A 9,527-nucleotide genomic window follows, 5' to 3' on the forward strand; every position below is an offset into this window, starting at 1 on the left:
TAGGACACTATGGCTGCATTACCATCCCTAAGACAGCTGTCATACCTCGTAACACTGTCAGAGACGCTACACTTTACAGAAGCTGCTCGCCGCTCCTTTGTCACCCAGTCAACCTTGTCTGGCGGCATCATGGAGCTGGAGCGTTTACTCGGTGGCGTACTTGTTGAACGCGACCGCCAGAATGTTCGTTTAACGCCTCTTGGTGAACAAGTGGTTGCACGCGCACGTGTTCTACTGGCCGATGCTCAGGACCTAATGCGTTTAAGTCGTGAGATGAGTGAACCTTTAACCGGTGATCTACATCTCGGCGTCATTCCAACAATTGCACCTTTCCTATTGTCCCAGCTGCTGGATGAAGTGCATAAGCAATTACCAAAAATCCAGTTGCATCTGCATGAAGCGCAAAGTGAAAAGATTGTAGAAAAGCTGGAACATGGCAACCTGGATATGGTGGCTTTGGCATTGCCTTTCGACACCCGTGGTCTGAAAGTTGCTGAAATTGCCAAAGAGAATCTGTATCTGGTTTACCAAAAATCTGATCAGCATGCTGCACAAGCAAACTCTTTAGAAGATCTGGATCTGTCTCGCCTGATGTTACTTGAAGAAGGTCATTGCCTGCGTGATCATGCCTTGAGTGCCTGCCCGATTGGTGAGCGTAAAAATGATCACCGTTTAAAAGCCAGCTCACTGCCGACTTTAATCGAAATGGTGTCTGCAAATCTGGGCTTTACCCTGCTGCCTGAAATTGCGATCCATACCAATATGATTAAAGGCAATCCTGAGATTCAGGTAAAAGCGATCGATTCAGCCCCAAGTCGTACCCTGGCATTGGTAACCCGTAAAAGCACACCGCTGCAAAGCGAGTTTGATGTGCTATTACAGATTTTCCAGAAAATCACTCAGCACGATGCTGCCTGATCTATAGATAATAAAAAGGAGCACATGTTGCTCCTTTTTTATATCTTGAATTGAATGCATCCAGTCCGCCTAGAAACTTAGAATCTCTACATTTCAGCTAAATCACTATTCTTTGGGATAGGCATTTGCATCTGCCTGATTCACAGTATAGCTCTCTATCGCATCTACAGGATCGCGTTTTATTGGCTAGCCTTTTGCCTGCACCGGTTTTAGTGATTCGTTCACCGACTGGACTCGACCTGTCAAAAATCCAAACCGTGCTACTGCAACTGGGCTATCAGCCAGATATGCTGCTGTATGCGGACAATATACTGTCTGCACAGTCCATGATTACTGAACATCTGCCCAATCTGATTCTTTATCATGCAGCAACAACTTCAGAGATCAGTTTGATCCGTCAGCTGAAACAGCAAAACCCGTACCCGCCTGTTATTACCATATTCAATACGGATGCCATAGCAACGATCTATTCTGCTTTATTATCCGGAGCAGATAGCTATATGCAGCATCATGATTCATTACCGCAGTTCGCTGAGAGTCTAAAAATTGTCTTACGCGGCGGAGCCTACATTCATACTGAACTGGCAGACTATATCCTGCACCAGCCCATTGCCAAAACCTGTCTTAACCTCGCTGAATTGCAGTTATTAAAAGTATTGAGTCAACATCAATCGCAAGCCGAACGACAAAACCAGCTCCAGATGAAGGACTATCAGATGTATAGTCGGGTCAAACATATCTATCGAAAACTGGTTCAACTCAGCTTGAACAGTTAAATTCTATCTTCGGAATAAAAAGAGGCTGAATATTCAGCCTCTTTAAATGCTTAAACTTATTTAAACAGCTCTAACAGAATACGTTGTGCATTATGCGGTTTGTCACCTTCTTTTGGCTGTGCCCGCAGCCAGGTGCCATCACCTTGCAATAACCAGGATTGCTGGTTGTCTTTCAGGTAATTCAACAGACCCTGTTGATAGATGCGTTTTTTCAAAGCTTCATCTTCGACCGGGAAACAGGCTTCGACCCGATTAAACAGGTTACGATCCATCCAGTCTGCACTTGAGCAGTAAATACGTGAATTGCCATTATTGCTGAAATAATACACGCGGGTATGTTCCAGGAAACGTCCGACAATTGAACGCACCCGGATATTTTCTGACAGCCCCGGCAACCCCGGACGCAAACTGCAAATTGAGCGAATAATCAGGTCAATTTGTACCCCGGCCTGAGAAGCTTCATAGAGTTTGTTAATCAACTGCATTTCGGTCAGCGCATTGACTTTGACAATAATCTGCGCCGGTTTCCCTGCCTGAGCATAGGCAATTTCATTATCAATATAGTTCAGTAACTGGGCATGTAAGGTAAACGGCGCATGCAGCAGCTTTTTCAGCTTGGCCATTTTCCCCATACCGGTCAGTTCCTGAAAAATACGATGCACATCTTCACACAGATCTTTATCCGTCGTTAACAGGCCGTAATCGGTATAGATTCGCGCATTGCCGGCATGATAATTACCGGTGCCCAGATGCACATAGCGCACCAGTTTGTTATTTTCCCGGCGCACCACCAGAATCATCTTGGCGTGAGTCTTGTAACCGACAATGCCGTAGACCACGACCGCACCCGCTTCTTGGAGGACATTGGCCACCGCAATATTGGATTCTTCATCAAAACGCGCACGTAATTCAATGACTGCGGTCACTTCCTTGCCATTGCGGGCAGCCTCTGCCAACACTTGGACAATTTCAGAATCTGGTCCACTACGGTACAAGGTCTGCTTGATCGCCAGTACTTGTGGATCGCGTGCCGCTTCACGTAATAATGAAATGACCGGCGCAAAAGATTCAAAGGGATGATGTAGCAAAATATCCTGTTTCTGCATCGCACTAAAAATATTTTCAGATTTTTTCAGTACTTTAGGAATGATGGGAGTATGCGAGTCATAACGTAAATGCGGACGTTTAAAATTAGATAGTAAACGTGCCAGATTGACCGGGCCAGCAACTTTATAAAGCTGCTCGTCGTCCAGATCAAATTCATTCAGCAGATATTCATAAATATGCTGTGGGCAGTTTTCCGTTACTTCCAGACGTACCGCACGACCAAACCGGCGTGAACTGAGTTCACCTTTGAGTGCCTTGGCCAGATCTTCCACATCTTCATTCAAGGCCAAATCGGCATTTCGGGTGACACGGAACTGATAACAGCCAGTCGCTGTCATCCCCGGGAACAGGTCAGAAACATGCTCATGAATAATCGCCGACAGCATTACATGATGTTCTTTTCCATCGGTCAGTTCATCCGGTAAACGTACCACGCGTGGCAGAGAACGCGGTGCAGGTACCACAGCCAGATCAATCTGACGGCCAAAAGCATCTTTCCCTTCCAGCGTGACAATAAAGTTCAGTGATTTATTCACCAGCCGCGGGAATGGATGCGCTGGGTCTAGGCTGATCGGCGTGAGGACGGGAGCCACCTGCTCCTGAAAATATTTTTTCACCCAGGCAGATTGAGCTGGGGTCAATTCACCACGGCGCAAGAAGCAAATATCTTCCTCACGCAGTTTTGGCAAAATTTCTTCATTTAAAATACGGTATTGACGTTCAATGGCGGCATGTGCCGTTTTAGAAATCTGTTCTAAAACCTGCTTTGGAGTCAAGCCATCCGGACTCCGACTTTCATTGTCCAGATCCAGCTGTTCCATCATCCCGGCGACCCGGATTTCAAAAAATTCGTCCAGATTACGCGAGAAAATCAACAGAAAATTCATGCGTTCGAGCAATGGATGTAAAGGATCGACAGCCTGTTCCAGAACGCGTAAATGGAAGTCTAGGATAGACAGTTCACGATTAATATAACGATCATTATATGTATATTCGGGCTGTGCTGAAGTTGTGCTGGCTGCCGTATTCATATCAAACCTATGCGGATTTAAAATTGTGCTTATCGCTCCAAGTATGCTTCAAATTGATGACAATTTCATAAAAAAAAGCCCAAATAATTGGGCTTTCTCTTCAAATCATCAATTAAGGTAATTCTGCATAGCGCATATAGCGCTGAATCATCCGTTTACGCGCATTTAATGCAGAGGAATTGCGATGATCCTGAAAGTATTTCGGATTGGTGAGAATGGCCGCGAGAAAGATGGCTTGATCCCGGGTCAGACTTTGCGCGGTTTTACCAAAATAATGCTTGGCCGCCGCTTCAACGCCGTAAATATTGTCCCCGAACTCGATCGAGTTTAAATAGACTTCCAGAATCCGTTCTTTCGACCACATGCGTTCCATCATCCAGGTTGCGACTGCTTCCTGACCTTTACGCACAAAGGAACGCTTGTTGACGAGGAACAGGTTTTTCGCCAATTGCTGGGAGATTGTCGAACCACCGGCCACTACACGGCCCTGATTTCTGTTTTTATTCAGCGCAGTTTGAATTCCGTCCCAGTCAAAACCATGGTGATGAATAAATTTTCCATCTTCCGCAGTGACGATGGCACGTTTCAGATTCAGGCTGATTTCGTCATAGGGACGCCACTGATGCTGAATCGCTTTGGAAGGTTCTGTCCAGTAATCAATCCGCATCATCATGGTGGTGTTCACCGGATTGGTTCGCCACCAGGCCAGACTGGCAAAGATCCACAATTGAACCAGCAGAATCACACTGACGATGACGAGCATCGTGCGGATCAGAAAGGCTTTCATGTCAGTGCGTTACTCCTGAAAATTTAATTTTTCGTGTTAAGCTTATTCGAAATATACAATCACAGCAAAAAAATAGCATGTCTGAATACTCTCCCCCTGTCGAACATCACAAACTTGAAATGCATCTCTGGTGGATCACCGCCATTTTAATCGGGATCAATGTTGGATTATTTGGCTGGCAAGCCATGCATGGCATGGATGTTAGCCAGCCGAGTACCCGAGACGCTATTCTCTGGGGTGCCGATTATGCACCTTTAACCTATTTAGCGGAACCCATGCGCTTGTTTAGCAGCATGTTTTTTCATTTTGGCCTGATTCACCTGATGTTGAATATGTGGGCCTTGTATATTTTTGGTAGTGTTGCCGAACAGCTGTTTGGCCGGATGTATTTTATTGGCCTGTATGTGTGTGCCGGATTAATGGGCAGCCTGCTCAGTGGCTATATGAACATTCAGGACAGCTATAGCCTGATCGAAGGCGGTGTGGCCAATCCCGATTTATTGCCTGCGGTCAGTGCCGGCGCATCTGGTGCCGTGATGGGACTCGGTGCTTCACTCACGGTGCTGGCTTTATTGCCAATGCTGCCACAGCAACGTTTTATTCTGGATAAAAAAACCCTGGTGATGGTGATGGGTCTAAACCTCACGCTGGGCTTTATGATCAGTGGAATCAACAATGCCGCACATATTGGCGGCATGCTGATGGGGGCTTTTCTCACCTTGCTCTGGTACATCGGGCAAAAAATGCAGCGTAGCCACCTGTTCAATCTGATTGCCTTGATTGTCGGGTTCGGCCTTTGTGTGCTGCTTTATCAACATAACTTGGCCTTACTCGAACCCATTCGCCCACTGTGGCAAGAGATTCTGGAAATGATGCAACAGCAACTAAAACTTTAACTCTCAGCCAGTTTAAAAATCACGGAGATGAATCTTATTGATTCATCTCACGCAAGCTTTGTAAGGGTGGAATCTCTGACAGATAACTCAGGCGATAACGGCCAATCAGCGCACATAAAGAGGTCATAAAGATCGGCAGGATAATCCAGATTTCCCAATGCGGCTGAATCATTAAATCCATTTTATAACTGGCAATCGCACTGATCACTTCGGCAAACAGGCAGGAAACTATTCCGGCAAACAGCCCAATAAAACCAATTTCCAGACTCATCATGGTTTTCAGTTTCTGCTTGGAACTACCGAATGATCGTAGCAAAGCCACTTCACGTTTGCGTTCATCCATCAACAGGTTCAGACAGGCCATCAGCACCAGAAAACCGGAAATGCTGACCAGTACCGCCAGAATCGTCACGATTTGCACCAGCACATTCACAATGCGTTTGATCTCTTCCAGAATCAGGCTGACATCAATAAAGACCGTGTTGGAAAATTGCTGGATCACAGGGACCAGTTTGCCTTTATCTGTTTCCGGGACATAAAAACTGCCCAGATAACTGCCGGCATTGGCATCCATGCTATTCGGTGCAAAGATAAAGAAGAAATTCGGGCTAAAACTTTCCCATTCGACGGTTCTTAGATTAACGACTTTAGCTTCCAGTATCCCTTCTGGCAGACTGAAACTGAGTTTATCTCCGATCTTGATCCCTAGCTCTTCCGCAGTATTGGCTTCGACCGATACGGTGCCGACTTGTTTTAATACCGCGTCACCACTGACAATCACATTATCTTGTGGATAGCTATTTGACTGGGTCAGATTCAGTTCACGTCTTAAGGTATTGCTGCTTTTCACCAGTTCCTCGGCAAAAGGCTGATCATTTTTGGCGACCAGACGCCCACGGACATTTGGATATAGCGGTGTGCTTTTCCAGCCATTCTGCTCAAGTTGGGCTTTGAGATCCGGCATATCAAAAGGCGGTAAGCCATAAACAAACTGGTTCGGCGTACCTTCCGGTAACTTTTGCTGCCAACGATCTAGCAGATCGGTACGCAAGACTGCCAATACTGTAATCAGGCTCAAGCCCAAGGCTAAAGCCGTAATCTGCAAAGCAGTCTGAGAAGGTGTGCGTACATAGGCTGACAGATTCAACTTCATATTCCGCAGCAGTTTCAACATCCCCCATACCGTCAGATACAGCACTGCACATAACACAATAATCGCGCCAATCACCCAGGCGGTCAGCAGCAAGTTTTCAGTCAAAATCACACTAAAGATAATCAGGCTGAGCGTTCCGGTCAGCAGCATCCACAGCATGGATTGTACTGATTTTTCCTGCTGGCGAATGACCCGAATCGGTGGCGTATTCAGCAGTTGCAATAAGCTTGGCATCACAAAACCGAGTAACACTACAGCACTGGTCAGCATCGCGACCGGCAATGGGCCGAGCAACATTGCGATAGCGGAAAACTCAATCTGCAAATTCGGAATCAGCTGCAACATCAACTGTAACAGGCCATAACCCAGACTGATCCCGACCACGGTACCAATCAGCATGGCAATTAACAGTACCATCCCGAGTAAAGCCAGATAAGCCGATAGAATCTGCTGCTTGGTGGCGCCAATACAACGCATTAAGGCAATATGATCCTGATTCTGCTGCACATAACGCTGCGCGGTTAAGGCTATGGCAATCCCGCATAATAGAATGGTCAGAATATTGGCCAGTTGCAGGAAAGTGTCCAGATTGGCAATCGGCTTCATCAAGCGGGTATTGCCTTCACTGGCATTGCGTAACCTGAGACTGCTTTGCTCCTCAAACTCCTGTCCTTGTACTTCCGCTGGCGTTTCAGCCGAGCCGTTTGCTGACTTGACCTGCTGCTTGAATAAGGCTTCATATTGTTGGGTATCGTCTGGACGGCCAGCCATGAGTAAGCGATATTCAATCCGACTCCCCACCTGAATGGCATTGGTTCGTGCCACATCTGCTTGGGAAATAATCACCGTTGGTGAAAATCCGGAAAATCCAAGTTCCTGATTGGAGTCCTGTTCAATCTTGGCGGTGACTTTAAACGCCGCATCGGCAATATTGAGCTGATCCCCCAATTTGACTTTGAGCAAATCCATGGCTCGTGGACTGAGCCAGATTTCACCAGATTGAATCGACTTTTTTGCCGGTTGCACCCGCAGTTCGCCACGCAAAGGAAAAGCCTGATCAATGGCTTTGACATTGACCATGACAAACTGCGCATCGGTATAGGCCATACTGCTAAAGAAAGTGACTTCTGACTGCTTTAAATCCAGCTGCTTGGCCTGATCGCGCCACTGCTCCGGCAAAGGCTCATTATCTGAAAGCACTAGATCACCGGCCAGCATTTCTGCTGCCTGCAAGGCGACTGCATTTTGGATCTGCTCGTTACTAAACTTGAGTGCAGTAGTCGCACTGATCGCCAGCGTTAAGGCAATAATCAGCAGATAAATTCCGGTGGTTTTAAAGCTTTGCGTCAGTAAGGGACGAAATAATGGATTCATTTCATCCTCCACTCGGATGTTCAATCAGCTCGCCATTCAGCAGTTCAAAATGTCGCTGACACTGCTGCGCCAGTTTGCGGTCATGCGTGACCAGCACCAAAGTCGTCCCCAGTTCCCGGTTCAGTTGAAACAGCAATTGTTCAATTTCTTTGGCCGTTTCACCATCGAGATTGCCTGTAGGTTCATCGGCAAAAATGATTTTTGGTTCACTGACCAGTGCGCGTGCAATCGCCACACGTTGCTGTTCTCCCCCGGACAATACTTTTGGGGTTTGCTGCGCCTGTCGATCCAGACCGACCTTATGTAGTAATGCCAACGCCTTTTGCTCAGCTTCTGCATATTTAAAGCCGGGCTGCAGGCGCAGTGGCAGCATTACATTTTCAAGTGCAGTCAGGTGCGGTAAGAGCTGAAAAGACTGAAAGACAAATCCGATATTTCTTAAACGTACTAGCGCACGTTGTTCTTCATTCAAGTTAGACACTGATTCGCCACAGACCAGAAGCTGACCTGAACTTGCCTGATCCAGTGTCGCCAGAATACCCAGTAATGTGGATTTTCCGGAACCGGAACGACCGGTAATAGCCACTTGTTCTCCGGCCTGAATATCCAGATCAAGATCCTCAAAAATGGTGAGCTGTTTTTGTGAAAGTTGTATCTTTTGTGTCAATTTCTGGGCAGAAATAATAGCCTGTGGCATGATGGTCGAATCGTTGCTGCTTTGAATCATACGTGTCCTATATGAAAGATCTTAATCAGAAAACTCGGCTATTGCCTTACTTTTTTTTGCTCAGTCTGTGCCTGTTACCTCTTGGGGTTTCAGCAAAGACGATTATGATTTTAGGTGATAGTTTAAGTGCAGGTTATGGTATCCAGCCCCAGCAGGGTTGGGTACATTTATTACAAAAGCGTTTAGAGCAACAGTATCCGAAACAGCATAAAGTGGTCAATGCAAGTGTCAGCGGTGAAACCACCAGCGGAGCACTGGCCAGACTACCTAAACTGTTACAGACGCATCGTCCAGACCTTGTGGTGATTGAGTTAGGTGGCAATGATGGCTTGCGTGGACAACCACCGCAAATGATTCAAAAAAATTTAGCCAGCCTGATTCAGCAGAGCCAGAAAGCCAAGGCCAAGGTCATTGTATTTGGCATAAAGATGCCGCCTAATTACGGGCAGGCCTATAGCAAGGCGTTTGAAAATAATTATAAAGTGGTCAGTCAGCAATATAAGGTGAAATTATTGCCTTTCTTTATGCAAGGTGTCGCCGGTAATAAAACCCTGATGCAAAAGGATCTGATTCATCCAAATGCCAAAGCACAGACGATTCTGTTAAATAATGCTTATCCATACATTAAAGGCGCTTTATAAAGCGCCTTTAACTTATTTTAGAATGTAATTAGGGTCTGTTGACATTTACTGTTCATAATTAACCCTATAAAGGTAGCCATAAAAATATACAGGCTAAAGCAACAGAACTTTGATAAT

At 46.2% G+C, this 9,527-nt stretch carries 8 protein-coding genes; 4 read left to right on the forward strand and 4 right to left on the reverse strand.

What is annotated here, in order from left to right; genetic code table 11:
- Positions 1 to 9 precede the first annotated feature (9 nt).
- A complete protein-coding gene (oxyR, locus tag NI464_RS08325; RefSeq protein ID WP_004279412.1) occupies positions 10 to 918 on the forward strand; it encodes a LysR family transcriptional regulator OxyR in 909 nt (302 codons plus the stop codon).
- A 182-nt stretch (positions 919 to 1,100) separates the two neighbouring features.
- Entirely contained in the window at positions 1,101 to 1,694 is a 594-nt protein-coding gene (locus NI464_RS08330; protein WP_253138154.1) for a response regulator, read from the forward strand.
- 56 nt (positions 1,695 to 1,750) lie between these two features.
- On the opposite strand, the gene ppk1 is transcribed toward NI464_RS08330, so the two are convergent.
- The gene (gene ppk1 / locus NI464_RS08335) at positions 1,751 to 3,832 is read right to left on the reverse strand and encodes a polyphosphate kinase 1 (RefSeq protein ID WP_004646270.1); all 2,082 of its coding nucleotides are present in this window, start codon (positions 3,830 to 3,832) and stop codon (positions 1,751 to 1,753) included.
- Between the two features lie 112 nt (positions 3,833 to 3,944).
- Complete coding sequence (gene mtgA, locus NI464_RS08340; RefSeq protein ID WP_004279409.1) at positions 3,945 to 4,619, reverse strand: monofunctional biosynthetic peptidoglycan transglycosylase; 675 nt, start codon at positions 4,617 to 4,619, stop codon at positions 3,945 to 3,947.
- Between the two features lie 77 nt (positions 4,620 to 4,696).
- Here mtgA and NI464_RS08345 point away from each other — a divergent pair, with 77 nt between their 5' ends.
- Positions 4,697 to 5,515, forward strand: coding sequence for a rhomboid family intramembrane serine protease (locus NI464_RS08345; RefSeq protein WP_253138155.1), 819 nt, complete (start codon positions 4,697 to 4,699; stop codon positions 5,513 to 5,515).
- Positions 5,516 to 5,549: 34 nt separating this feature from the next.
- Here NI464_RS08345 and NI464_RS08350 read toward each other — a convergent pair whose 3' ends face one another.
- Both NI464_RS08350 and NI464_RS08355 read right to left on the reverse strand, forming a co-directional pair.
- A complete protein-coding gene (locus tag NI464_RS08350) occupies positions 5,550 to 8,042 on the reverse strand; it encodes an ABC transporter permease (RefSeq protein ID WP_253138156.1) in 2,493 nt (830 codons plus the stop codon).
- 1 nt (position 8,043) lies between these two features.
- Entirely contained in the window at positions 8,044 to 8,769 is a 726-nt protein-coding gene (locus tag NI464_RS08355; RefSeq protein WP_253138157.1) for an ABC transporter ATP-binding protein, read from the reverse strand.
- Positions 8,770 to 8,780: 11 nt separating this feature from the next.
- Here NI464_RS08355 and NI464_RS08360 point away from each other — a divergent pair, with 11 nt between their 5' ends.
- On the forward strand, positions 8,781 to 9,410 hold the full coding sequence (locus tag NI464_RS08360; protein WP_005104662.1) for an arylesterase: 630 nt from the start codon (positions 8,781 to 8,783) through the stop codon (positions 9,408 to 9,410).
- Positions 9,411 to 9,527: the final 117 nt, after the last annotated feature.

The organism is Acinetobacter lwoffii (assembly GCF_024129685.1).
Taxonomy (GTDB): Bacteria; Pseudomonadota; Gammaproteobacteria; order Pseudomonadales; family Moraxellaceae; genus Acinetobacter; species Acinetobacter lwoffii_X.

What these genes read in the sequence shown, in the direction of transcription:
- NI464_RS08345 (WP_253138155.1), top strand. Translation starts at nt 4,697, where the DNA reads ATGTCTGAATACTCTCCCCCTGTCGAACATCACAAACTTGAAATGCAT.
- NI464_RS08360 (WP_005104662.1), top strand. Translation starts at nt 8,781, where the DNA reads ATGAAAGATCTTAATCAGAAAACTCGGCTATTGCCTTACTTTTTTTTG.
- NI464_RS08350 (WP_253138156.1), bottom strand. Translation starts at nt 8,042, where the DNA reads ATGAATCCATTATTTCGTCCCTTACTGACGCAAAGCTTTAAAACCACC.
- ppk1 (WP_004646270.1), bottom strand. Translation starts at nt 3,832, where the DNA reads ATGAATACGGCAGCCAGCACAACTTCAGCACAGCCCGAATATACATAT.
- NI464_RS08355 (WP_253138157.1), bottom strand. Translation starts at nt 8,769, where the DNA reads ATGATTCAAAGCAGCAACGATTCGACCATCATGCCACAGGCTATTATT.
- mtgA (WP_004279409.1), bottom strand. Translation starts at nt 4,619, where the DNA reads ATGAAAGCCTTTCTGATCCGCACGATGCTCGTCATCGTCAGTGTGATT.
- oxyR (WP_004279412.1), top strand. Translation starts at nt 10, where the DNA reads ATGGCTGCATTACCATCCCTAAGACAGCTGTCATACCTCGTAACACTG.